The following is a 25,279-nucleotide window of genomic DNA, read 5'->3' as shown; positions in this document are numbered from 1 at the left end:
AAAAAATATCAGATGTTTTGTGTTGTTCTTTTGGGCCTCATCGCGAGCAGGCTCACTCCTACATTGGAAGGCATTTCAAATTGTAGGAGTGAGCCTGCTCGCGATGGCGTCATTTCAAGCGCCACGGACCCCAAGGGTCGACCCCCGCTCAATCAGCACCGGCGCAAAATCCACCACCCGCGCCATCTCATCATCGCCGCGCAAACGCCTAAGCAGACACTCAAACGCCCGCGCGCCAATTTCCTGGGTCGGTTGCGCAAGAGCAGTAATCCCGCTGCCCACCAAGGGATACCAGTCCAGATCATCCAGCGCGATCAGTCCGACATCCTCAAACAGGCGCACACCGAGCGCGCACAACACACGAGTCGCCTCCAGCGCCGCCACGCCATTGGCGCAAAACAGCGCTTTCGGCCCTGCATCGGTTCGGTTCATAAACGTCTGAAGTTGGCTTTCAAGATTATCACCGGTTTCAATAACTTCACCGGTTAACCCCGAGCGTTGCGCAACCTGCGCCTGAAAACTGCTGACCCGCTCAATCCGCGAACTGGTGCCGTCGAACGGTTCGGTGACCAGCAACAGATCGCGATATCCGCGCTGCTCAAGGTGTGTGAGTGCCATTTCAATCGCTTGCGGGTTGTTCAGCCCGACCATGTCGCTGTCGAGCCCATCGACCTTGCGGTCCACCAGCACCATCGGCATCTCGCGGCGCAACGCGTGTAACTCGTCACGGTGATGGCCAAGCGTGTTCACGATCAGCCCCTCGATGTTGTACGAGCGCAACAGCGCCAGATGCTGGCGCTCCTGCTCATCATCGCGGTCGGTGTTGCACACCACCAGGCTGTAACCGTGCGCACGGCAGGCGGTTTCCACGCCGTGCATCACTGCGATCGAATAAGGGTTACGGATATCGGCGACCAACATGCCGATCAGACGCGTACGGCCTCGTTTCAGGCCTCGCGCCATTTGGTTGGGGCGGTAGCCAAGTTCGCTGATGGCCTGTTCGATGCGCAGGGCAATGGCATCGGAGAGCAGGGCGCGGTCTTCGCCAATGAAGCGCGAGACGCTGGCCTTGGACACGCCTGCCCGTTCGGCGACGTCGAGCATGGTGACGCGGCTGCGTTGGGCGGCGGAGAAGTCGTTCATCGAAAAACCTTGTTGTTATTCAGGTACTGCTGAAACCGGTTTCAGGGAAGCCGATTTAGCGGAACGTCGTCAAGCGTCTTGATCAGAAAACAAAGAACAATTCCGACAGGCGGTCGTTTTACCTGTCAGATCTGACAGTAGGCGGCATGCCTGACATGGCGTTTAATCTTATGAGTACTCATTAAAATGAAAGCAGGGTAGGGACTTGGTGTATGTCTAACTCAGGGCCGCTGGACTTCAAACCGCCGAGAGTCATCGGAGTGGAGGATGCGGATGTTGATCCGGACGGTTACATACCGCTGGATTTATTATTGGCGGGAATTGATGTGGTGGTTCCACTTTGGCCCAGTTATGCAACATCGCCCGACGATAGAGATCGATTGACTGTCTTTTTCGAGCAGCCGGGTCAACCGCTTGTTGAAATAATTAATGATTACACAGCAGCGGACATCCAGCCGGAGTTTGTTATTCATATCGATGCTCAGTTTTTGCAGGTCGATGGCGTGGGGCAATTGTGGTATCAGGTGCTCGATACTGCGGACCACCCCTCAAACTCGGAACAACGCAAACTGACAATCGACCATACTCCTATTCCAACCGACCTGGAGGCGCCAGACTTCCCTGGTAAAGACTTTTACGGCTATCTCCATTGCAACACTAAACCGCCTCTGTCAGAGGGCGTAGAAATATCGGTCCCGCCTTTGGCCGGATTCAGAGTCGGAGATCGAGTCGAGTTACTGTGGAGAGGCTATTCAAGTTTGAATGGAAGCGGGGTGGAATATGTCAGAGCACGTAAAAAAGACATACGCTCCGCCTTGGATGATACCGATATCAAGCAAGGCTATTGCTTGTGTATCCAACCTTACGACGTCCATATCAAGCCTATGTTCGTGAAGGCTTCGGCGTCTGCTGTGTACCGCATTTTTCGGGGGCGCAAACTTGTCGGTGTTTCCAGGCTTGGCTGGGTAAAGATCGATCAAGTAATTCCTGGCGATGAACTTCCTTTGAGACCGTAAATCGCTAATCGAAGATGCTTGGCTACAAGTGTTTGAAGAGAAGACATACCTAACTGAAAAAGCAGGGAGAAAAGAATGAACGCTATAGTTGAAAAAGCCAATCTTTCCAGACTGGCAGCGCTGAGGAGAAAATCCATCGTCGAAAATGCTGACGATACACCACTAATAAGTGCTGCTACTTTTCCTGCGCAAACACTGCCCTCCGATTTGCGCATTCCAATTGCTGCTCTTGCTGGTGATCTGGATTATGTGGTTCCGAAACCAGCACTTGAAGACGATTTAGATTCATTTTTACCGCAGATTCGTGTGAAAGGCACCACAGCGTGGATTGATATTGTTGATTCAGGTGACGACGCTCCGTACATTTTACCTGGGCCTGTTAGTGGTCGAGACTGGACGATACCCTACAAAATCCGACGCAACCTGTTCGGAGAGGAACTTACTCCCGAAAAGCCTACGGAATGGGAATTTCGGTATATCTACTGGGCAGGCGGTATTAACGATACCGAGTCCGATATCAGTACTTTTGCAATTGATCTGACGCGACCCTATCAAATAAAAAACCCGCCTACCGATCGGACTCCTGGTGCTGCAACGTGGCCAGCCGATTTGCCCCCGGCTACCCCTATCGATGAGGCATACCTCGAAGGCAAGACTGGAATTGTTGTCAATCCGGCAATCCCTGCAAATTACGAGGAAACTGATGTTTACCGGTTTTATTTCGGTCCTGCGCCCGATCCGGTTCGCGATACCCCTGTGTTCGAAGGGGTGCTGTCGGCCACTCGGGATGCTGAAATTCCAACAAAGGCATTCGTCGATGCCCCGGATGGGCCGAATCAGCTTATTTATACAGCCCAGGATTTGGCCGGAAATTTAGGAAGACGTTCGAATTTCAGTCAGCGCACTGTTCAGCACGCCAAGGATCCTGATCCCGCCACGGTACTGCCTCCCACAGTAACGTTGGCCAACGGAACAGACGGCGACAACTTGATCGATCTTGCAGATACTCGGTTTGATACAAAGGGTGTGGAGTTCAAGGTCAAGGTTCCAAACCCCAATGCTCAAGCTGACACTATTGCCGGTTATTGGGGAGGCCAAGCCGCAGGCGCTGAACAGCGAGTGGGGGCCAACACTGAACTGACGTTCTACGCCCCTTACGATCTAGTCAAGCAGGTTTACGGGAATACCGATGGTATCGTCAAAACCGTTGTGAGTTTCAAGATGTTTCGTGGTACCAGATTGCTCGCTGAGGAGGATGTGGAAATTGATGTCGACATTTCGTATATCGGTCCGGATCCAATTACTATTGGCCTCGATCCTCCAACGTTGACAACAACTGCGGGCAGCGACGACGAAATCAAGGAAGGTGATTATGGCGATGCCGGTATCAACGCGCATATTGTCCTTTTCACAACGCCACCGACCGAAGAAGGCTGGTTGATTGATGTGTTCTATGACGACATAAAAATAGGCGAATCGATTCCACTGACATCAGGGCAGGAAGGCGACCCACTGGACCATCCGCTGCCTTGGTCTATTGTTGGCGCGCAAGGTAGCGGGACCAAGGTTCTGCGCTACACGCTTTATACCCCGGGCGCTGTAAATCCGACTGCGTCCAAAACAAAAGATATCGTTGTGGAACCTTTTCCGATTGAAATGGCAGCACCAGTAATATTGGGTCTTGCCGGGTCGAGAAGAAGGATTGGGTGTTCCACTTTGAACTTCCCGACGGCGACCGTTCCAAATGATGGTACGGAGAGGCGAAATATGCTTGTGCGTGTATTGCCGAATACGTACACGGTTGATGGAGAAACTATTACTCTAAAGTACCAGGCATATGAACTGGCGGATCCTACCACGCCGATCCCTGGTACCGATGCAGAGGCTACATTCCCTATTAGCGGGACATTCCCTACTGACGGCGCGATTATCGGAATTGGTACTTACGCCGAGGATTTCAAACCGGCTCATCTACAAAAGGCGCGTGTGACTTATTCCATTTCCCGCGGGGGGGGCTGGCAATAATCCAACCCCGGACTCATTGCCTGCTGAAAACGAATTAGATCTGGACGATAGCCAAGGTCGGTTTTGTGAGGAGTTCAATATCCCATAATCGTTGATTAATCACAGGGGGGCGTGAGCAAATAATTTTGTCAGCGCCCCTATTCAGTAATCTTGGATGTTGAATCTTTCGGTCTGAAAGAAGTTTCTCCTTCCATCTTAGGATAAGTCCTACAGAAATTCATAAGTTCTCTCTATAGCCTAGCGCCCCTCGAAGGATGGCTACTACCGCCATTCCATTAAACACAAGGCAGGTATTCATTATGCGGGGTAAGTCGTTTTCGGTTTTGGGCCGTTTGGGGCATTTCATGATGGTCAGCCCTTCATTGTTGGCGGTGCTCAGCGCCTCCGTCAGCGCAGCGCCGGTCGTTGGGCGGGAGGAAACGGTAAATGGCGGCGTGCCAGAACGATGGGATCTCGCTCAGAATGCAACGCTGACCGTGAATGGCGCACAAACGCTGGCCATCAACTCTGAAAACTCTACGTTGATCGTGAATCCCGGTAGCACGATACAGCAGATATCGGCTCGCCAAGGGTCAACGGTCACTCTGCGTGGTTCGACAGTTTCTTCTGCGAGCGGCCTGGCAGCGGTCTTATTGAGTAGCACGCAAGCGACGATTGACAGCAGTACGATTACCGGTAATCGAGTAGGACTCCAAATAGTACGTGATTCCCGAGGACAGGAAGGGTCGAGCGTCTCAGTTGCCAATGGCTCGCTGATCACCGGTGTGACCGGTGGTGCTCTGGTCAGTGCTTTCAGCGTCCTGAACCTCAGTGACTCCGACCTTATTGGCACCGGGGCCACCAGTTACGGACTGCGGCTGAGTAGCGGCCAGGCAAATGCCCAAAACAGCACGATCACGGGAGGTCGCGAGGGCGTGGTCATCAACTCCGATCCGAATCGGGTGCAACCCGCGATGCTGAACCTTGAAAACACTACCGTGCAAGGCATAACCGGCTCAGCGATTCTGGTCAACCAGGCCAACGCCGAAGTTTCGCCAACGGCCATCACCCTGACCAACTCTCGCTTGCTCTCTGGCAATGGCACTTTATTGGATGTCCGAGGTGGGGCTGATGCCTCTCTGGTGGTCAACGACAGTACACTGAAGGGTAACATCGTCACGGAGCAGGGCAGCACCACGAGACTGACTCTGCAAAACAACGCGACGCTGACAGGCCAATTGCAAAATGTGACGAGTGCCACGATCAATGACAGTTCCCGGTGGGTGCTGACGAGTAACAGCAGCATTGATCAACTGAACCTGAATAGCGGTGGCTCCGTGGTCTTCGGTACCTCCGACGCCTTTTATCAACTCAACGTGGCGTCGCTCTCTGGCAACGGCCGCTTTGAAATGGGCACCAATTTCACCACGGGTGAGACGGATGTACTGAATATCACCGGAATCGCCCAAGGTACGCATGAACTGTTCATCGAGAGCAGCGGTAATGACCCTGCTAGCGGGCAACCTGTCCGTGTGGTGCAAACAGCGGGTGGTGAAGCCGTTTTTCTTATGAATCGCGACGTTGATCTTGGAACGTATTCCTACGGCCTGGTGAAAAGCGGCAACGACTGGATACTGGATCCCAGCACCCGTACGATCAGTCCTGGAACTCGTTCCGTGCTGGCGCTCTTTAACACGGCGTCGACGGTATGGTTGGGCGAATTGACTTCGTTGCGCTCCCGTATGGGGGAGTTGCGCTTCAATGGACGTCAAGCGGGCGCGTGGGGGCGTACTTACACGAACAAGTACAATATTGCTGATGGCTCTGGTGTTGGCTATAAGCAACGTCAGAGTGGCTTCACTCTAGGGGCGGATGCGCCGCTGCCATTGGGTGACGGCCAATGGTTGATCGGAGTCATGGCAGGCCAAAGTCAATCAGACCTGGACCTCGATGCGGGCACGTCCGGGAGTGTCGACAGTTACTACTTGGGAGGTTATGTAACCGGGCTAAATAAGCAAACGGGCTATTACTTCGATGGCGTTTTGAAAGCCAACCGTTTCAACAATAATACAAAGGTTGGGTTGAGTGACGGGAAGCGCGCCAAGGGTGATTACGACAATTCCGGCATCGGTGGCTCGGTGGAAATCGGCAAACACATTAGCCTCGTTAATGGAAATTTCGTGGAACCCTACACTCAGTGGTCAGCGGTGGTAATTGAGGGAAAAAATTACTCTCTTAGTAATGACTTGGAAGCAGAAGGGGACCGTACCCACTCATTTATAGGTAAAGTTGGCGTCACTGTCGGCCGGAATATCGAATTCGATCAAGGACGGACGATACAGCCTTATATTCGCGTTGCGTGGGCTCATGAATTTGCAAAGAATAACGAAGTGCGGGTGAACAATAACGTATTCAACAATGACCTTTCAGGTTCCCGTGGGGAATTGGGCGCTGGTGTGGCCGCCGCAATAGCGAAAGATCTCAGCGTGCATGTTGATGTCGAGTACAGCAACGGGCGATACATTGAACAGCCTTTGGCTGCAAATTTCGGTATACGTTACGCATGGTGATACAGAGAAAAAGGAAGCTCAAGCTTCCTTTTTTTTTCCGAACTACGCGGCAATAGAAAGGTATCTGCGTAATTTTACTATATCTCCCGCTGCTGCGAGTGCAACCTCAAGCGTCAATAGCTTCAACTCGTCGTCGTCGTTGTTCTCGACGACAACGTTGTTCAAGTTTCCGGAAAGAATGGCTGAATCGCGGTCATAGGTAATTATGGCAGTGCCTGAACGCTGCGTGTACGTCACAAATCTCGCTGGATCGCTAGTATCAAGGAATGTTACGCGAACCTGGTGGGAGGTTGGTGTCAATACGTAACTGTCATTTGGCAGGCTTTTAGAGAACGACAGTACGATCTCTTTGGTCGTGGAGTCCATATTACGCTGTCGAGCAAACATAACGTAGGCTTCACCATGAGGCGGATCGAAAGTATCCTCGTATAGCTCAACCAGTCCTGCATTGAACTGCTCAACGGTATTGATTGTTCCTTTGCACATACCTGAGCCAATTGCGTTTCTGCGCTGGCGAATGTTAGATAGCATTTTTGCGGTCTCCATGTTGTGACGAGATATCCCGCTATAAAGGGAAACTTCCGGGATGAGCTATGAGAGCGCTAATGGGGGGGGTTGTAAACTGTAATACTTGACAGTTTACAATGGCTGAAAAGTATGGGTTTTCTTTTCCGGATTTGACATGAGGCGTGAGTGAGGAGTGTTTCAGCCCTGAATTGACGCATCCGGGGGGCAACATCAGCCAAACAATCCTGCCGCAAGATTTATCGAGAATCCCAGAATCGCGGTATTGAATACGAAACCGATCAACGATTGCACCAGTACAATTTTCCGTATGTCCCGAGTCGCCACGCCGACATCCGATGTTTGCACAGCCACACCAATGGTGAACGAAAAGTACAGGAAGTCCCAATAATTGGGGGCGGTCAGTCCATCGGCGAAACGCAGTGCGGGCTCCTTGCCGTTCCAGGTGTAAAACAACCTCGCGTAGTGCACGCAGAAGATTACCCCGATCAGCAGCCATGAGCCGACCACCGTCAGGGCGGTAAAACCGTAGTGCAACAGTTTGCGCGTGGTTTCCAGGTCTTTGCTGCCGGCCATTTCGAAGGTGATTGCAGCCAGGCTGGCCAGCGCGGCGATGCACACCATTAGCAGCACCAGCCCCGCGTTCTCGTCTTCGATCTCGGCGATGCGGCGGACGTCAGGGGCCTTGGCGCGCACGGTCAGCCAGAACATCAGGATCAGGTAAGTCCACACACCGACGTTCCAGCCGATGAGGATTTTGCTGACGATCGAATCGGCGGGGACCAACAGGCCGGTGGCGAGTCCGAGCACGGCGGCGGCTGAAAGGCGAGGGTGGGTGCGGGCGAGGAAGCGCATGGGGACTCACGTCGGTGAACTGTCAGTGCACCATAGCGTACGCAATCAGGCTTTTGTAGGAGCTGCCGAAGGCTGCGATCTTTTTGAACTTCTGAAAGCAAAGTCAAAAGATCGCAGCCTTCGGCAGCTCCTACATTTGGGTCAGCGGGGTTTGGTGAATCTTTGTACGAGCTTCATTACAACGACAAAGAATACCGGCACGAAGATCACCGCCAGCGTTGCTGTAATCATCCCGCCGATCACGCCGGTGCCGATGGCCTGTTGGCTGGCCGAACTGGCACCGGTAGCAATCGCCAACGGCACTACGCCAAGAATGAACGCCAGCGACGTCATCACGATCGGCCGCAGACGCAAACGCGCTGCCTGCAACGTTGCGTCGATCAGATCGTGGCCTTCGTCGTACAGACTCTTGGCGAACTCGATGATCAGGATGGCGTTCTTCGCCGACAACCCGATGATGGTAATCAGGCCGACCTTGAAGAATACGTCGTTGGGCATCCCGCGCATGGTCACCGCCAGTACGGCGCCGAGCACACCAAGCGGGACAACGAGCAACACCGAGGTCGGAATCGACCAGCTCTCATAAAGCGCCGCCAGACACAGGAACGCCACCAGCAACGACAAACCGAGCAGTATCGGCGCCTGGTTGCCGGACAAGCGTTCCTGCAACGACAAACCGGTCCATTCCTGGCCCAGACCTGTCGGCCCCTGCGCAACCAGACGTTCGATTTCCGCCATGGCCTCACCAGTGCTGTGCCCCGCAGACGGTTCGCCGGAGATCGCAATCGCCGGGTAGCCGTTGTATCGGGTCAACTGCGCCGGGCCTTGAATCCAGTTGGCCTGGACAAATGCCGACAGCGGCACCATGTTCCCGGCGTTGTTGCGCACGTGCATTTTCAGCAAGTCATCGACCTGACTGCGCTGGTCGCCCTCAGCCTGCACCACCACGCGCTGCATGCGGCCCTGATTGGGAAAGTCGTTGATGTAGCTGGAACCCACAGCAGTGGACAGCACGTTACCAATGTCGGCGAACGATACGCCCAAGGCGTTGGCCTGCTTGCGATCGACGATCAATTGCACTTGCGGTGCTTCGGCCAGCGCACTTTCACGGACATTCATTAACACCGGACTCTTTTCCGCGGCGGCGAGCAGTTCCGTGCGCGCCTGCATCAAGGTCGCGTGGCCGAGGCCGCCGCGATCCTGTAAGCGAAACTCGAAACCACTCGAGGTACCGAGACCGTCCACGGGCGGCGGCAACACCGAGAAGGCCATGGCGTCCTTGATCTGGCTCAGCGCGACGTTGGCGCGATCGGCAATCGAACTGGCGGCATCGTCGCTGCCACGTTCCGACCAATCCTTCAGCGTAGAAAACGCCAGCGCCGCGTTCTGCCCGCTGCCGGAGAAGCTGAAACCGAGAATCACCACACTGTCGCTGATGCCCGGTTCGCCGGCGTTGTGGGCTTCAAGCTGTTCGGCCACTTGCACCGTGCGGTTCTTGGTTGCGCCGGGCGGCAATTGAATATCGGTGATGGTGTAACCCTGGTCTTCCGTCGGCAGAAACGAGGAGGGCAGACGCGCAAAACACAGCCCCAGACCCACCAGCAGCACAACGTAGATCAACAGGTAGCGACCGGTGCGTTTCAGTGCATACCCGACCCAGCCCTGATAGCGATCGGTCAAGTGCTCGAAACGCCGGTTGAACCAGCCAAAGAACCCGGTCTTCTCGTGATGCTCGCCCTTGGCGACAGGCTTGAGCAATGTCGCGCACAACGCTGGCGTCAAGGTCAGGGCGAGGAATGCCGAGAACAGAATCGAGGTCGCCATCGACAGTGAAAACTGCTGATAAATCACCCCGACCGAACCTTGCATGAACGCCATCGGAATAAACACCGCGACCAGCACCAGGGTGATGCCGATAATCGCGCCGGTAATCTGTGTCATCGCTTTGCGCGTCGCTTCCTTGGGCGAAAGGCCTTCGGTAGCCATGATGCGTTCGACGTTCTCGACCACCACAATCGCGTCGTCCACCAGAATGCCGATGGCCAGCACCATGCCGAACATGGTCAACACGTTGATCGAGAACCCTAGCGCCAGCATGGTCGCGAACGTGCCCATCAGCGCCACCGGCACCACCAGCGTTGGGATCAGCGTATAGCGCACGTTCTGCAGGAACAGGAACATCACCGCGAACACCAGCAGCATCGCTTCGCCGAGGGTGTAAACCACTTTGGTGATCGAGACCTTGACGAACGGTGAGGTGTCGTAGGGGATCTTGTATTCCACGCCTGCCGGGAAATAACGCGCCAGCTCATCCATTTTTGCCCGCACCAGCGTTGCGGTGTTCAGCGCATTGGCGCCCGGCGACAGTTGCACGCCGACGGCCGTGGACGGCTTGCCATTCAAACGGGTGCCGAATTGGTATTCCTGACTGCCAATCTCGACTCGCGCGACATCGCCGATGCGCACGGTAGAGCCGTCGCGATTGGCCTTGAGCACGATGTCGGCGAACTCTTGCGGCGTCGACAACTGGCCCTTGACCAGAATGGTCGCGGTGATTTCCTGCGACGAGGGCGACGGCAGATCGCCGATGCTGCCCGCCGAGACCTGAGCGTTCTGCGCAACGATGGCTTCGTTGACGTCAGCCGGGGTCAGGTTGAAGGCAATCAGTTTCTGCGGATCGATCCAGATGCGCATGGCCCGTTCGGCGCCATACAACTGCGCCTTGCCGACGCCGTCGAGACGCTTGATTTCGTTCATCACGTTACGCGCCAGATAATCACTGAGCGCGACGTCATCGAGCTTGCCGTCGCTGGAGGTCAGGGTGATCAGCAACAGGAAGCCGGACGAGACTTTCTCGACCTGCAAGCCTTGCTGATTGACCGCTTGCGGCAGGCGTGACTCAACCACTTTTAGGCGATTTTGCACATCCACCTGCGCCAGTTCCGGGTTGGTGCCGGGCTGGAATGTCGCTTTGATCGTCGCGCTGCCAAGGCTGCTCTGCGATTCGAAGTACAACAGGTGATCGGCGCCGTTGAGTTCTTCTTCGATCAGGCTGACCACGCTTTCATCGACGGTCTGCGCCGAAGCGCCCGGGTACACGGCATAAATTTCAATTTGCGGCGGCGCGACATCGGGGTACTGCGCCACCGGCAACTGCGGGATGGCCAGCGCACCGGCCAGCAGGATGAACAATGCGACAACCCAGGCGAACACCGGGCGGTCGATAAAGAACTGCGGCATAAAAAAGCGTCCTGCTTACTGACCAGAAGTCTGGGCGAGTGGAAGAGGGGTTTCGTCGATCTGCACTTTTTCGCCGGGACGGGCATGTTGCAGGCCTTCGGTGATGATGCGGTCGCCGGGCTTGAGGCCGCCGGTAACAATCCAGCGATTGTTCTGCACCGCGCCCAGTTGCACCGGTTGCAGCGCCACACGCAGTTGCTCATCAACCGTCAGCACCTGGGCAACGCCGGCGCTGTCACGCTGTACGGCCCGTTGCGGCACGGTGATGCCGTTCTGGATAGTTGCTTGCTCGAGACGTACACGGATGAAACTGCCCGGCAACAGGTCGAGATCCGGATTGGGGAATTCGCTGCGCAGAATGATCTGCCCGGTGCCCGGATCGACCGTGATGTCGCTGAATAGCAGTTTGCCCGGTAGCGGGTAGAGGCTGCCGTCATCCTGAATCAGCGTGGCTTTGACCTGATCCCGGCCGACTTCCTGCAACTGCCCGGAGCGGAATGCGCGGCGCAGCTCGTTGAGTTCACGGGTCGATTGAGTCAGGTCGGCGTGGATCGGGTCGAGCTGCTGGATCAGTGCCAGCGGCGTGGTTTCGTTCTGCCCGACCAGCGCGCCTTCGGTGACCAGTGCGCGACCGATTCGGCCTGAAATAGGCGCGGTAACAGTGGCATAACCCAGGTTGAGCTTTGCCCGCGCCACCGCGGCTTTGTTGGCCGCAACGTCGGCGGCAGTCTGCCGTGCATTGGCGCGGGCGTTGTCGTAATCCTGAGCACTGATGGCCTTGTCGTCGATCAACTGCGCATAGCGCTGCTCCTGCAATTTTGCCTGGAAGGCGTTGGCCTCGGCCTTGCGCAGCGCTGCTTCGGCGCTATCGAGGTCTGCCTTGAATGGCGCCGGGTCGATGCGAAACAGCACCTCGCCCTGTTTCACGTCGCTGCCTTCGCGGAACACGCGTTGCAACACCACACCGGCGACCCTTGCACGCACTTCGGCGATCCGTGGCGCGGCGATGCGCCCGCTCAGTTCACTGCTGATGGACAGGGGGCGGGCCTGGAGGGTCTCGATGCGCACGGTCGCTGGCGGCGTCTGTTGTTCGGCGTTCGAGGATGAATCACAGGCGCCCAGCGACAACGCCATTGCGATCAGGCCGAGCCCGGCCAGCAGTTTCTTCGACATGTACAACCCCCAATATTGATGGCCGCATCCTACGGCCAGACGAGGAGGTTAGCGGTGAAGCTTTGTAGCTGCTGTGTGAAATTGTGTAAGGGTTTTGCTCAGGGGCGGGTGAGGACGTATATCCTGCAGGCCTGAAATTTATTGCGACAGTTCGATGGCTTTCGCGAGCAGGCTCGCGCCCACATTTGTCTACGATGTCCTGTGGGAGCGAGCCTGCTCGCGAATGAGCCCTGACTGTCGCCACTGCATCTTCTGGAACACCCATGCCCAACATCCTCCTGGTCGAAGACGACACCGCCCTCGCCGAACTGATCTCCAGCTACCTGGAACGCAACGGTTACTCCGTCAGCGTCATCGGCCGTGGCGACCACGTGCGCGAGCGGGCGCGGATCAATCCGCCGGATCTGGTGATCCTCGACCTGATGCTGCCGGGCCTGGATGGCCTGCAAGTCTGCCGCTTGCTGCGCGCGGATTCGGCGATGCTGCCGATTCTGATGCTCACCGCCCGCGACGACAGCCATGATCAGGTGCTGGGCCTGGAGATGGGCGCCGACGATTACGTTACCAAACCATGCGAGCCGCGGGTGTTGCTGGCCCGGGTGCGGACGTTGTTGCGCCGCAGCAGCCTCGGCGAACCGATGACGGTCAACGACCGCATCGTCATGGGCAACCTGTGCATCGACCTGTCCGAACGCACCGTCACCTGGCGCGAGCAAGCGGTGGAACTGTCCAGCGGTGAGTACAACTTGCTGGTGGTGCTCGCCCGGCACGCCGGCGAGGTGCTCAGCCGCGACCAGATTCTGCAACGCTTGCGCGGTATCGAATTCAACGGCACTGACCGCTCGGTGGACGTGGCGATTTCCAAGCTGCGGCGCAAGTTTGACGATCACGCGGGCGAGGCGCGCAAGATCAAGACTGTGTGGGGCAAAGGCTATCTGTTCAGTCGCTCCGAATGGGAATGCTGAGCTGATGTTTCGCATTCTGTTTCGCCTTTATCTGGTGACGATCGTTTCGTACAGCGCGGCGATTTATCTGGTGCCGGATCTGGTGGTGATGGCCTTCAGGGATCGGTTCGTCACCTATAACCTGGATTTTTCCCGTGGCCTGCAATCGCTGATCACCAAACAGTTTCATGCTGCACCGCAGGATCAGTGGCCAACCATTGCGGAGACGATGGATAAGGAATTCCAGCCGCTGCACATTGTGCTGACGCGTATCGACGACGCGGTGTTCACGCCCATCGAGCAGGAGCGCCTGCACCGCGGTGAAAACGTGGTGCGCATCGGCGACTGGGGCTGGCGCACGTTGGCGGTCACCCCGCTGAATGATGAGATGGCGGTGCGCATGGTCGTTCCGCCCGATCCGGTGGACGTCGATTTGTTGTACTGGAGCATCAACGTGCTGATCGGCGCGACACTACTCGGCTGCCTGCTGCTCTGGCTGCGTCCGCACTGGCGCGATCTGGAGCGCCTGAAAAGCACCGCCGAGCGCTTCGGCAAGGGCCATCTGAGCGAACGCACGAACATTGCGCCAAGCTCCAATATCGGTAGCCTGGCCAAAGTCTTCGACACCATGGCGGGCGACATTGAAAACCTCCTGAACCAGCAACGCGACCTGCTCAATGCTGTTTCCCATGAGCTGCGCACGCCGTTGACGCGTCTGGATTTCGGACTGGCGCTGGCACTGTCCGATGATTTGCCGGCCCCTAGCCGCGAACGCCTGCAAGGGTTGGTCGCGCATATTCGTGAGCTGGATGAATTGGTCCTGGAGCTGTTGTCTTACAGCCGCTTGCAGAACCCGGCGCAATTGCCCGAGCGAATCGAGGTGGCGCTGGATGAGTTCATCGACAGCATCCTGGGCAGTGTCGACGAGGAACTCGAATCGCCGGAGATCGTTATTGACGTGTTGCTGCATGGTCAGTTGGAACGCTTTGCGCTGGACCCGCGTTTGACGGCGCGAGCGATCCAGAATCTGCTGCGCAATGCCATGCGCTATTGCGAAAAGCGCATTCAGATTGGTGTACAGGTCAATGTCGACGGCTGTGAAATCTGGGTGGACGATGACGGGATCGGTATTCCCGACGACGAGCGCGAGCGGATTTTCGAGCCTTTCTATCGGCTCGACCGCAGTCGCGACCGGGCGACCGGTGGTTTTGGCTTGGGGCTGGCAATCAGCCGCCGGGCTTTGGAAGCTCAGGGCGGAACCTTGACGGTAGAACACTCACCACTGGGTGGGGCGCGATTCAGGCTGTGGTTGCCGGCCACGGCCTGAATCCGCGGAGCGCTATCAGGTCGGCAGATCCGAAGATTGAATCAGGCCGACGCCGGCCGCTTGCATCCGGGTGATCGCATTCGCCAGCGAACCGTCCAGATCAATCGCCCGGCAGGCATCCAGCACCACAAACGCATTGAATCCTGCCGCGCGAGCATCAAGCGCCGAAAACATCACACAGAAATCCAGCGCAAGCCCGACCATGTAGACCGTGTCGATGCCGCGCTCTTTGAGGTAGCCAGCCAGCCCGGTGGTGGTGCTTCGATCCGCTTCGAGAAAGGCTGAGTAACTGTCGATGTCAGGATTGCAGCCTTTACGAATGATCAATTGAGCTTGAGGCAAATCGAGCTGCGGATGAAGCTCGGCCCCGGCGCTGGCTTGCACGCAATGCTCGGGCCACAGCGTTTGTTCGCCGTATGGCAACTCGATGACATCGTAAGGCTGACGCCCGGCATGACTTGACGCAAACGAGATGTGGCCGCGCGGGTGCCAGTCCTGAGCAATGACGACCTGTCTGAATTGGCGTGCAATGAGGTTGACCAGCGGCACAATCTGATCACCTTCAGGCACCGGCAGTTGTCCGCCGGGAATGAAGTCGTTTTGGACATCGATCACCAGCAATGCGGTGCGGGATGCAATGGGCACAAGGCAATCCTCGTTGGAATAAAACTCGGCCCAGTTTAGCAGGATGGACGTCAGCCGCTGGTCTGTAACACGCATTGCTGGGTCTTGCTGTCCCAGACCTGGCCTTTAGGGCATTCAGGCTTTTTGACCGCGTCGGTTTCATCGCTGGCAAGGATTGAAGGGCTGGACAGGGTGGCGACCAGCAGTGGGACGACGAACAGCACTTGGCGGATATTCATGATCAATCTCCACTTTCTTATGCCTGGAGCGGGATTTGTCGTTCTCCTTTTCAGTGACTGTTCAATGTTGAAGAAGATTCAAAGGTTGTGTGGCTGGCCTGCTACCGTTGATCAACTCACCGAAGCGGTCTTACCCACTCTGCGCCGCTCCTGAATTCCACGAACCACCAGATACAACAACGGCCCCACCGAGACGAATACCACCGTCAGCACCAGATAAGGCACTACCGACCAGACCGATCGCCCGCGAGCCCTGGCATCCTTGAACATCCACACCCCGGCCAATGTCGCGAGCAGATACAGATCAATCACCACCTGCGCCGTGTCTGGGCGCGACATCAGGCTGATCCCGAAGTCGATCAATGACTGTTCCGCCTGAATCATCACTGAAAGGGTGTAACCGCTAAAAGCGAGCAAGGCGGTGAGGGGCAGGGCGATGGACATCATGGATTCCTTCCTTGGGTGATAAGCAGAACGCCAGCCTACCGGCAGCTCGCAAAATAGGCCATTGACTTGTCAATCGCCCGCAGGCTAATTTCCAGCCCATGACTTTCACCGTATTGCGCCACCAGCCAAGCATTATTACCGCCATTCCTCATTTGGCGGGCTAGCGCACGGCTGCAGCACCCAACCCGCCCCTGGAGGCGGGTTTTTACTTTCCGTCTCCCGGGTTCTGAAAAACGTCAGGAGACGACCATGCCGTATAGCCCCGCCCAGCAAGCCCTGCTTGAACACTATGTGAAACAGATTCTGGCAGCGCCGGTGTACGACATTGCCGTGCGCACGCCGTTGCAGGCAGCGCCGGCACTCTCTGATGCGCTGGGCAACAACGTCTTGCTCAAGCGCGAAGACCTGCAACCGACGTTCTCCTTCAAGATTCGCGGCGCCTACAACAAGCTGGTGCAACTGAGCGATGAGCAAAAGTCCCGTGGCGTCATCACCGCATCAGCCGGTAATCACGCCCAAGGTGTGGCGCTGGCCGCGCGCGAGTTGGGCATTGCAGCGACGATCGTCATGCCGTCGATGACACCGGAGCTTAAAGTTCTTGGGGTTCGCAGTCGCGGGGCCGAAGCGCTGCTGCACGGTGAGAGTTTTCCGTTTGCCCTGGCCCACGCGTTGCAACTGGCACAGCAAACCGGGCGCACCTTCGTTTCACCCTTCGATGATCCGCAAGTGATCGCCGGGCAGGGCACCGTGGCGATGGAGATCCTCCGCCAGCATCAAGGCGCTCTGGATGCGATCTTTGTTCCGGTCGGCGGCGGTGGCTTGATCGCCGGCATTGCGGCCTACATCAAATACCTGCGCCCGGAAATACGCATCATCGGGGTCGAGTCTGAACACTCGGCCTGCCTGCAAGCGGCGATGGTGGCGGGCGAACGCGTGGTGTTGCCCTGCGTCGGTACGTTCGCCGACGGTGTGGCGGTGGCGCAGATCGGGGAATTCGGTTTCGAGGTTTGTCGTTTTTGCGTGGATGAGGTCATCACTGTCAGCAACGATGAACTGTGCGCTGCGATCAAGAACATCTATGACGACACCCGTTCGATCACCGAGCCTTCCGGTGCATTGGCCGTGGCTGGAATCAAGCGCTATGTGGCGCGAACCGGCGTGCGCGACCAAACCTTTGTCGCCATCGATTCGGGCGCCAATATCAACTTCGACAGTCTGCGCCATGTCGCCGAGCGCGCCGCTGCGTGCGGCGTCCCGGCGTGATGAGAGCAGAAGCGGCGGTTATTGCTGAAGGGCGGTGCCGACTTTGTCCGATGCCGACCAGATGCGATAGCGCACCTCAACGTCAGTAGGTGCGTACACCACGACCGGCAGTTTGCTGTTGTAGCGCAACATGAAGCCATCCCCGACGACCGGCACGAACGCGCGTTTCTTCTCGCTGCCGGGCGGACAGGCCATCATCGTACTCATCGGGCCGATAACCGTCTCCAGGCGATAGAAGGGATAACCCCAGCCCTCAAGATTCTTTTCATCCAGAACGCCGCCCAGGCGCTGACGGTTGCAATCCACTTCAAGGGTCTTGCCTGCGAGAATTTCGACCTGGAAGTTCTCTTCCTGCTCCTGTTTGGGCAGATGAATGACTTGGCGGGTGAATCCAGCTTCTGCCTTGGGGTACGGCGCGACGTCTTCAAGCTTGGCGGCGTGGGCGAGGGTGGACAGGCTGGCGATGATCAGGCCAGTCGTCGCATAAAGACGTAAAGAACTCATGGAAGCCTCCGTGCAGGTGAGATTGCAATGCAGGCATTCTTGCCGCCATGGCCTCCGAAAGCAAATTCGTCGGGGATTGCATATTGCAGGAGACGGGTGGTCGATTCATGCATTTTGCAAATAGCAAAGTACTGGCCCCGTCGCCAAGTCTTTGATTTCGCTAGGCTCAAAATGACCTGACCAAAGGCATGGTTTATGCGTCGTAATAGTGCAGCGCACCGGGTTTGGGCGCCTACACTCCAATGAGCATTTCGCAGTACCGCCCGTTGCCGACCAGGGAAAAGCGGGGAGCACACCCGTGCAGGATCGGCAAAAGGTCAGTGTGAATAGTTGATTGGCAAACGCATAGAAAGGAGAGGGTTCGCCATGTTTTTATCTGCCTTGGAACTTCGTAACATCATCGAAAGCAGCTTTCTGCCGAAACGCTGCCAATGCACGTTATCGCCAGACCTGTCGATGACCGTCAAAGTGTTCGGCGACCATCGAACCGATCAAGCCGATTTGTACGTCAGCGGAATCGACGCAAGCCGACTCAACAGCTGCCGTGAAATCAACAACCTGGTCGCGGGCCTGCGTTCGGATCTCGCCCAGCAGACAGCCTCGCATCAGCACAGCCCACGATCCCGAGCCATTTAACTCACCGTTTCAACCTGTTCGACCGTCACGCGCCGGGCCTGCACAAAGCCAAGGCCCAGCGCGAATTCGACCAGCACCGCAAGTAAAATCCCGGGGCCGGCATGGCCGTTGAGCCATTCGCCAAAACCGAGCGCCGCCAAGCCGAAACAGCCCATGATAAAGCCGTTGCTGAGTGCATTGCGTGCCACTGACGGCGGAGAATTGCGCAGCAGATAAAACATCACCCCCAACGCCACAAACAACACCGCACTACGTCTTCCGACTACGCCGGTGCCTTCCGAATAGCCGATACTCCAGATCGCCAGCAATACATCCGGGAAAAAGCCCCAGACCAGCGCCAGCAGAAAACACAACATGGAAGTGAAGGTCGACAACGTACGAAACGACAACTGCATGGCCAGTCCTTGCGGCAGTAGGGAAGGCCTGAGCATACCTGCTGAAAACAGCTTAAACCTACCGCCAAACCGCAAATCAGAATTTTCTGTCAGTTCTGCAGACTGCACGCGTCAGACAATTTCCTGTAACTGATCTCTGCGGGCTTGCCGGTGTTGTCGATGTACTTCATATCGGCCGTAATCACCTTGCACTCCTGCGTCGGCGGCTCGGTTAACGAAAGCACCTTCGCCACGTGTAGTGGCATGCCGTATTGGTAGGGCACAGCGTTGGACAGGGTAGTGCTGTCATTGGCCTGGGCCAGCCCGGCGAATGCGCTGAAGGCGAGGGTGGCCGTCAGCAGGTAGGGACGGATGTTCATGAGGGGACTCCCGTGTGGCGGATAGGCGCCCGGCGTGAAACCGAACGAGCCTGCCGCACAGCCTCAGCGCCCGAGGAGCTGAGGCTGTGCGGCTTGGGAGATTTTTTGACTGTGGAGTTAAGGGAGGGTTAACTCGGGTCCATCGTGTGGAGAAGACAGCTACAGAAGGCTCATGCCCGGTCTGCAATTTCTAGTATTTTCCCCTTGATGGTGTCGTAAGCAAGTGGGCCTATTCTGATCCCTAGCCCTATACCGAAGTAGCAAACCCTGCTCATGCAGGCTGTTCATTCCAGTATCAGTCCGGCGGTGGCATCAAAGATCACGCTCAAATTAGCGACTATTCATAGTAATCAACGGCTAAGTTTGTCAGGGAAGAAAGAGAGCGGAGGGTGCGACGCAGCCCACTCTTGAGAAAACCTTTTGGCTGCTTCAATCTGTTCAGCAGTCATTTTTGCGGCGATTCGAGGTAGCGTATATTCAACGTTTTCCTTCATGCCACCACCCCCATCTAGCTCGGACAACCAGTATATAAGCGCATAGCCTTTTATGAGGTCGAGGGGATATCCGAACGTATTAGGCTCATGTGCCAGGTCAGAACCGTATCCGAAAACAGTAGTTGCGTACCCGGTAAGTGCTGTCTTTTCAACCCAGTGGCGATATCCCTCCATATCGCCACGTTCATACAATATTGCGGCGTATTCCATCATCGACTTAGGGTAGCCGCTTTCCGCCGAAAGCTTAAACCACTTTTCAACTGCTTCGCTTCTTTTCCAAGGCAGGAAAAAACCATCGCCTTGCTTGAGAGAGACCGCCATCCAATATTGCGCAAATGCATTTCCCGCAGAGGCGGATTTTTCCAGCCACCTATCATCTAGCGTGATTTCATACATTATGCACATTGCCTCCGCATCTCCAGCGTCGGCTTTTCCTTGAGCAATTTTTTTTGCCTGATTTAACCATTCTATCGGTGACTTCTGAGAAGGGGCGCAGTCGTTGGATATTTCACAAATATCACGCTCAATACGACCCAGTTGGATCATGGCATAAAGATTGTTCTGATCTGCTGACGCTTCATACCATTTCTTTGCCTCCTTGTTCATGTAATGATTTTTCTTGCGAAGAGCTTCTCCTAAATAATATTGAGCTTCGTGGTCGCCAGCATCTGCTGCGATTGTTAACAAGGATATGGCTGAGGTTGCCTTGTATTGGTTGTAGAGCATAATGCCGTTGTATTTGGCAATTTCCTGCTGTGTATTTAGTTGGGCTTCCCCACATGAAGGAAGCAGTGTTATGAATAGCAGGATATTTGCTAGGTACTTCATGGGCTTCATTAATTTAATTCATCAAAAGAAGATAGTGCCAATTAGTCTTCAGCGGCTTGGTTTGTCGGAGTAGAGTATAGGCGTGACACCTATAAAGATTGTAGTGACAAAGAAGTATGTGAATAGTCTCACTGGCGCTAATATCCTAGCTTGTCAGGGAAGAACGAGAGCGGCGGGTGGCTGGTCTTCCACGTTTTTGCTACTTCTTTTGCTTTTTCTATTTGCTCTTTTGACATCTTTTTTTCTATGTCCGGCAAGGTATCATTGACATCTCGTATAACATTGCCTCCGCCATTAAGTTCCGTCAGGTTTGAAAGTAAAGCGTATGATTTTACTGGGTCGAACGCGAAGCCATATTTTGAATTTTCTTCGCCTATGTAGGATGCATATCCAAATACACCTTCTACGTAGCTCGATTCCGCTGCTTTTTCGTTCCAGATTCTGAATGAGGCTAGATCATTTTTCTCGATCATGATGGCGGCTAATCCCATCATTGCGAGCGGATAGCCATTTTCAGCAGACGCCTTCATCCATTGTTCGATAGCTTGTTTTCGTCTTGAAGGTAGTAAAAAAGAACCATTTCCTTCTTGGTACTTCGTCGCCAGACGGAACTGAGCAAATGCGAATCCGTTTTCCGCCGACTTCTCCAACCAGTCATCGTTGCCTGTCATTTCATATAACAGGTACATCGATTCGCTATCTCCCTGCTTTGCCCGTTGAATTGCAAGGCTTTTGGCCTTAACTACCCAGCTGCCAGCAGAATTTTCACCTTGAGGACAATTTTTCATGGTTGAACACAAATCTTCTTCAATTCTCCCAAGGCGAATCATTGCGTAGATATTTCCTTTTTTTGCGGAGCTTTCGTATGCTTTTTTAGCCTCCGGAGTCATGTGGCGGTTATTTTTTCTTAACGCTTCACCCAAATAGTAAAGTGCTTCATTGTCACCGCCTTCGGCTGCTATTTCTAGTGGTTCGATCGCAGAAATAGCCTTATATTGATTGTAAAGTTCTATTCCTTTTTGCTTTGCCGCCCTTTGTTGTGGGTTAAGCTCGGCATGCGCGGTTAAGCACATCAAAAGTAAAGTTGCGTAGAAGGGCGTCCGAATTAGGATTGTCTTTATTTTCAATTTTCTGCGCTCGCTGCGGGTAAGTATTTTATGGATGTTTTCGGTATATAATTATTTTCGCCCATCACAATTTTGCAAGCCCCGTCAATACGCTGACCTAAAATTTTGGAATTTTCCTTATAGCGAGCTCTTGCTTTATTTCCCCTTGGATCGGTAAAACTGAGTACCGCATCACTCATGAAATTATCAAGTAAATAACGGTTTTCGCAGTATTTCTGGCCGATATCAACGGGTTCGATGCCAAATTTATTCATGCTTGCACAGGCGAGTTCGAATTGTTTCTGAGCCTCTTCCAATGTGTTCTTTTCTTTCGCGTTAGTGACTATGTGGTCGATAATTATCCCGATTGCCAACTGCTGAGCTAAATGCGCTTTATCTTTTGGGTAGACTTGCTTGCTGAAAGCTGACGACGTGTCGCTTTCATTTATCGCGGCGATTGAAAACTCCTCAGGGTTAGACATAAGAGTCATTAAGATGGGCCCTAGTGCTGCCGGAGTGGCTTCTACTACCCAAGCTCTTAGTTCGTCTGGATTTTCGTATTCAACGATCGCATGAGCAATCGGACCACCTTTTCCTCCGCTGGTCATCGCGTCATACAAGTCCATGACCACACTCCAACCCATCAGATAAGACATTTCCACACTAAGTCCAGCTGCTCCTAATGCGTTTAGCGCCGATGCAAACTGTCCCGCTTCAGTTTCCATCCATTCCACTTTCCTGCCTTTGGCTCTGTGCAACTCCTTGCGATACAAGTTGATAAGGTCAACCACCGCCTCATAACCAACTTCGAACTTGAAGCTACCATTTGCACCTGGGCCGAGTACCACAGCCGCTTTCAAGTTCAAAATAAAACGCCCCTTATCCAGAGACACCTGCGCCGTTCCCTGAAAGCCCGCGCCAAACGCCACCCCAACTGAACCGCTCAACTTGGCCAGCGTCAACCATGGATTTGCATTTTTCGCGTCTTTAGCGCTCCCGATCCCTACCGATGGCGCGGTGCGTAAGGCGACGAGTTCTTTTGGCGGTTCCCAGTTCAATACGCCGGTGAGCTCAATGGCGGCTTGCAAACCCCCAAACACATTGAAGCTGGCCTTTGCGCCGTTTTCGATTTGTACTTTGGCGAAACGTCCGTCGCGCAGTTGCTCTGTGCTCTTGGAGTCGGCATAGGTGCCGGATCTCGAGTTGTGTTCAAGATCTGGAGCAGGACTATCGTCACCGCTGTCGGCTTTCGCTTGCTTGGCGGCTGCGTGATCGGCGCGTTCTTCTTTTGCAGAAGCGTCTTCACGTTGTGCGCGTTTTACCGGGCTCAGTGACGCTCCGTATTTGACGTTACCGAAGATAGGGCTCAGCTCGACGCTGCCTGCTAACAATAACGACGCCCCGGCGTAACCCCATGCCTTTACGCCAAAGTGGAAGGAGAAGCGGCCGAAACTCATTTGTCGCGGGCTGCCGTCCAAGAGATAGTCAAGCATGATTTCTTGAGCGCTGGCTTTGGCAGGCATGTCCACTTTCATCAACTGAACTTCGCCGCGTGCCAAGTCCAGGCTCAATCCCATCTCGCCAGATATCTGAAATCCCTCGGCTGCGGACATCTTCGGGCCTTCGAGTTTCACTTCACCGTGAATGCTTGGCTGTGGAGGTGTCAGGCAGCGAACGAACTGCGCCTGAGGACTGGCATCGAAGAGTCTCACTTTACCGCGTACACTTTTCTGGAACACCAGTTGCTGAAGATGCGTGCCCCAATTGGTAAGAGCTGCCTCGTCCTCTAGTTCAGTGACCTCATAGCCTTCCTTTTTTAAGTGAGCGTAAAAGTCTTTGGCTTTGAACCAACCTTTTTCATCGAAACAGTCGCCAACCTGATCGCTGAATTTTACCGCGCCCTGAGCCAGCAGCCATTGGCGGAACGAACTGAGCTCGCTATTTTTTTCAGAGCCTTCGGTGGCATCTGCCGGGGGGCTTTTAAAGGCCTTGCCTATAGAGCCAGGGACTTTTTTGAAGTCCTCTTTTATGATCTTTTTTGCGTCTTTCAAGTTCGTCATACTGAACCAGCCCAAGGGAGTGCCCTTGGCGTCCGAAAGGCTGACTTCGCGCAGTGGAAAGCCTGGCTTTACCATACGGTCGATTGGTTTCGGTTGGAACTCTTCTGGTTCCCAAATTAAATAGCGCCCAGGTTTACTGGTGCTGACATTTTTTTGGGCTGTGGCCTGCAGGTCATCTTTGATTTTTTGTAGTTGATCCCATTTGGCACGTTCTGCATCAACGAGGCCGGCTGGCGCCTGGGCATTTTGGCCGGTTGCCTCGATCCAGCGTTTGTATTTTTCCTGAAGCTGCGCTGTGACTTCTGCCTGCTTTTTCTCTGTGTCCAGATACAGTTTGAACTGCTCGATACCGGAAGGGAGTCCGTCGCTGATCAAGGCGAATTCCGGAAGTGCAAGACCATACTCGGACGCTTTGATGATGGATTCAGTGTAAGCGTGGTAATCAAGCGCATCGGCGTTTTTGTGTAGCGTGTAGACATAGCCGACCAGATCGGCGGTGCAGTCAGTCATGCCACTGCAGATATTGTCGTAACTTTTCTTCTTTTCCGCCAAAGCTTTGGCGACGTCTTCCAGCGGTATCTGCTTGAAATCCTTGTTGCTCAGGAATTTCTTGCGAGCCTCCAGATAAGCCTGCACACGTGCCCGCGCTTCAATCGCCTCCTTGGAGTACAGCGAGCCGCTTTCGTAGGTGTAGCCTTCCAATTTAGCGGCCGCTACCGCTTCTTTTTTTAGCGCGACCCACTCAGCCCGCCGCTTGTAAAAGTCGGCATATGCTTTGTGAACGCGCTGGTCAGTAGCTATGTCTGCCGTTAGACGATCGAGGCGAGATACCGGCGTGTCCTCTTCCGTGGACTGAGCAGGAGCGACTGCCGGTTTGTTTCCATTAGCTTCGTTTTGCCTTTTTTTAGCGGTGGCAGGATCGATTTCGATCTCATCCCCCATCGCTTCAAACTCTTCCATGCGTGCACGCTGCGCCCCCGTGAGGAAGTTGCTCAACTTGGGTTCAAGGAAGTATTCCAGCAAACCAGATTCCTGTAGCCCGTTGAGGCGTGCATCACGTGGTTTGCTCGGCGCAACCATTTTATCCAGGGCGAACATGGATTCTTTGATGGCGGACTTTGCCCTTTCGGGAAGCAGCCAGAACTCTTGCTCTTCGGTGGCATATATCGCGCTGGCAAACTTTTTCGAGCATGGAGGCGCATGGGGTTTGAAGGTTTTCGAGTTCTGATCTGGGGTGTCTTTGACAGGCTCCAGTTCAACCAGATCCTCCGCAGAGCACTGAGTTGCAGCCTCCGGTGTTGCCTGCGCAGGAGGTTGAGCTGCGGCGGGTGTCTGAGTGGCAGGCGCAGCGGGCGATTGTTCGCCTTTCGGAACGCTCAGGTTCCATCCGACTTTGACATTGTCCGGATGGGTGATGAAGGGGTTCATCTGACGAAGTTGCGCCACAGTGGTGTTGTAGCGCGTAGCGATCTTGCCCAGAGTTTCGCCAGGCATCACGGCGTGATTTGTAATTTCCATGGTGATTCC

20 protein-coding genes and 1 pseudogene are annotated in these 25,279 nt (G+C 54.9%); 7 read left to right on the top strand and 14 right to left on the bottom strand.

The features are described from left to right. Positions 1 to 114: 114 nt before the first annotated feature. Complete coding sequence (locus tag HU743_RS04805; RefSeq protein ID WP_186647258.1) at positions 115 to 1,143, bottom strand: LacI family DNA-binding transcriptional regulator; 1,029 nt, start codon at positions 1,141 to 1,143, stop codon at positions 115 to 117. A gap of 212 nt (positions 1,144 to 1,355) precedes the next feature. Here HU743_RS04805 and HU743_RS04800 point away from each other — a divergent pair, with 212 nt between their 5' ends. The 3 genes from HU743_RS04800 to HU743_RS04790 all read left to right on the top strand — a co-directional run bounded on the left by HU743_RS04800 (position 1,356) and on the right by HU743_RS04790 (position 6,733). Then, positions 1,356 to 2,159, top strand: a complete 804-nt coding sequence (locus tag HU743_RS04800; protein WP_186647256.1) for a hypothetical protein — start codon at positions 1,356 to 1,358, stop codon at positions 2,157 to 2,159. Positions 2,160 to 2,234: 75 nt separating this feature from the next. Further along, a complete protein-coding gene (locus HU743_RS04795; RefSeq protein ID WP_186647255.1) occupies positions 2,235 to 4,184 on the top strand; it encodes a hypothetical protein in 1,950 nt (649 codons plus the stop codon). A gap of 299 nt (positions 4,185 to 4,483) precedes the next feature. Beyond that, the gene (locus HU743_RS04790; protein WP_186647253.1) at positions 4,484 to 6,733 is read left to right on the top strand and encodes an autotransporter outer membrane beta-barrel domain-containing protein; all 2,250 of its coding nucleotides are present in this window, start codon (positions 4,484 to 4,486) and stop codon (positions 6,731 to 6,733) included. Between the two features lie 42 nt (positions 6,734 to 6,775). Here the strand turns inward: HU743_RS04790 and HU743_RS04785 are convergent, their stop codons facing one another. The 4 genes from HU743_RS04785 to HU743_RS04770 all read right to left on the bottom strand — a co-directional run bounded on the left by HU743_RS04785 (position 6,776) and on the right by HU743_RS04770 (position 12,526). Further along, a complete protein-coding gene (locus HU743_RS04785) occupies positions 6,776 to 7,264 on the bottom strand; it encodes a hypothetical protein (RefSeq protein ID WP_186647251.1) in 489 nt (162 codons plus the stop codon). Positions 7,265 to 7,471: 207 nt separating this feature from the next. Then, positions 7,472 to 8,113 carry a DUF1345 domain-containing protein gene (locus HU743_RS04780; RefSeq protein WP_186647249.1) on the bottom strand — a complete coding sequence of 214 codons (642 nt, stop codon included), beginning with the start codon at positions 8,111 to 8,113 and terminating at the stop codon, positions 7,472 to 7,474. Positions 8,114 to 8,254: 141 nt separating this feature from the next. Then, positions 8,255 to 11,353 (bottom strand): efflux RND transporter permease subunit, encoded by a 3,099-nt coding sequence (locus HU743_RS04775; RefSeq protein ID WP_186647247.1) that lies wholly within the window; start codon positions 11,351 to 11,353, stop codon positions 8,255 to 8,257. 15 nt (positions 11,354 to 11,368) lie between these two features. Next, positions 11,369 to 12,526 (bottom strand): efflux RND transporter periplasmic adaptor subunit, encoded by a 1,158-nt coding sequence (locus tag HU743_RS04770; protein ID WP_186551401.1) that lies wholly within the window; start codon positions 12,524 to 12,526, stop codon positions 11,369 to 11,371. A gap of 263 nt (positions 12,527 to 12,789) precedes the next feature. Between HU743_RS04770 and HU743_RS04765 the strand changes: the two genes are divergently transcribed. Further along, the gene (locus HU743_RS04765; protein ID WP_186619020.1) at positions 12,790 to 13,491 is read left to right on the top strand and encodes a response regulator transcription factor; all 702 of its coding nucleotides are present in this window, start codon (positions 12,790 to 12,792) and stop codon (positions 13,489 to 13,491) included. 4 nt (positions 13,492 to 13,495) lie between these two features. Beyond that, on the top strand, positions 13,496 to 14,797 hold the full coding sequence (locus HU743_RS04760) for an ATP-binding protein (RefSeq protein WP_186647245.1): 1,302 nt from the start codon (positions 13,496 to 13,498) through the stop codon (positions 14,795 to 14,797). Positions 14,798 to 14,812: 15 nt separating this feature from the next. Here the strand turns inward: HU743_RS04760 and pncA are convergent, their stop codons facing one another. The 3 genes from pncA to HU743_RS04745 form a co-directional block, all read right to left on the bottom strand. Beyond that, complete coding sequence (gene pncA, locus HU743_RS04755) at positions 14,813 to 15,442, bottom strand: bifunctional nicotinamidase/pyrazinamidase (RefSeq protein ID WP_186647243.1); 630 nt, start codon at positions 15,440 to 15,442, stop codon at positions 14,813 to 14,815. Between the two features lie 50 nt (positions 15,443 to 15,492). Further along, a complete protein-coding gene (locus HU743_RS04750; protein ID WP_186647241.1) occupies positions 15,493 to 15,660 on the bottom strand; it encodes a hypothetical protein in 168 nt (55 codons plus the stop codon). A 111-nt stretch (positions 15,661 to 15,771) separates the two neighbouring features. After that, complete coding sequence (locus HU743_RS04745) at positions 15,772 to 16,107, bottom strand: DUF2834 domain-containing protein (RefSeq protein WP_186647238.1); 336 nt, start codon at positions 16,105 to 16,107, stop codon at positions 15,772 to 15,774. A gap of 249 nt (positions 16,108 to 16,356) precedes the next feature. On the opposite strand from HU743_RS04745, the pseudogene ilvA reads away from it, so the two are divergent. Then, positions 16,357 to 17,346 (top strand): annotated as a pseudogene (gene ilvA, locus HU743_RS04740) (threonine ammonia-lyase, biosynthetic); the annotation flags it as partial. A gap of 42 nt (positions 17,347 to 17,388) precedes the next feature. Here the strand turns inward: ilvA and eco are convergent. Beyond that, complete coding sequence (gene eco / locus HU743_RS04735; RefSeq protein WP_186647234.1) at positions 17,389 to 17,874, bottom strand: serine protease inhibitor ecotin; 486 nt, start codon at positions 17,872 to 17,874, stop codon at positions 17,389 to 17,391. A 366-nt stretch (positions 17,875 to 18,240) separates the two neighbouring features. Between eco and HU743_RS04730 the strand changes: the two genes are divergently transcribed. After that, entirely contained in the window at positions 18,241 to 18,510 is a 270-nt protein-coding gene (locus HU743_RS04730) for a DUF1652 domain-containing protein (protein WP_186551408.1), read from the top strand. On the opposite strand, the gene HU743_RS04725 is transcribed toward HU743_RS04730, so the two are convergent. From HU743_RS04725 to HU743_RS04705, 5 genes are all read right to left on the bottom strand, one after another. After that, on the bottom strand, positions 18,507 to 18,905 hold the full coding sequence (locus tag HU743_RS04725; protein ID WP_186647423.1) for a hypothetical protein: 399 nt from the start codon (positions 18,903 to 18,905) through the stop codon (positions 18,507 to 18,509). The two genes, HU743_RS04730 and HU743_RS04725, sit on opposite strands and share 4 nt — an antisense overlap. A gap of 89 nt (positions 18,906 to 18,994) precedes the next feature. Next, positions 18,995 to 19,264, bottom strand: coding sequence for a DUF2790 domain-containing protein (locus HU743_RS04720; RefSeq protein WP_186647232.1), 270 nt, complete (start codon positions 19,262 to 19,264; stop codon positions 18,995 to 18,997). A 350-nt stretch (positions 19,265 to 19,614) separates the two neighbouring features. Next, on the bottom strand, positions 19,615 to 20,586 hold the full coding sequence (locus HU743_RS04715; RefSeq protein WP_186647230.1) for a sel1 repeat family protein: 972 nt from the start codon (positions 20,584 to 20,586) through the stop codon (positions 19,615 to 19,617). A 137-nt stretch (positions 20,587 to 20,723) separates the two neighbouring features. Beyond that, entirely contained in the window at positions 20,724 to 21,713 is a 990-nt protein-coding gene (locus HU743_RS04710) for a sel1 repeat family protein (RefSeq protein WP_238351689.1), read from the bottom strand. Beyond that, entirely contained in the window at positions 21,710 to 25,270 is a 3,561-nt protein-coding gene (locus tag HU743_RS04705; protein WP_186647228.1) for a LysM domain-containing protein, read from the bottom strand. The genes HU743_RS04710 and HU743_RS04705 overlap by 4 nt, the downstream gene beginning before the upstream one ends. Positions 25,271 to 25,279: the final 9 nt, after the last annotated feature.

Source organism: Pseudomonas sp. SWRI99 (assembly GCF_014270125.1).
Lineage (GTDB): Bacteria > Pseudomonadota > Gammaproteobacteria > Pseudomonadales > Pseudomonadaceae > Aquipseudomonas > Aquipseudomonas hamedanensis.
This window is presented reverse-complemented; position numbering and strand designations above follow the sequence as displayed.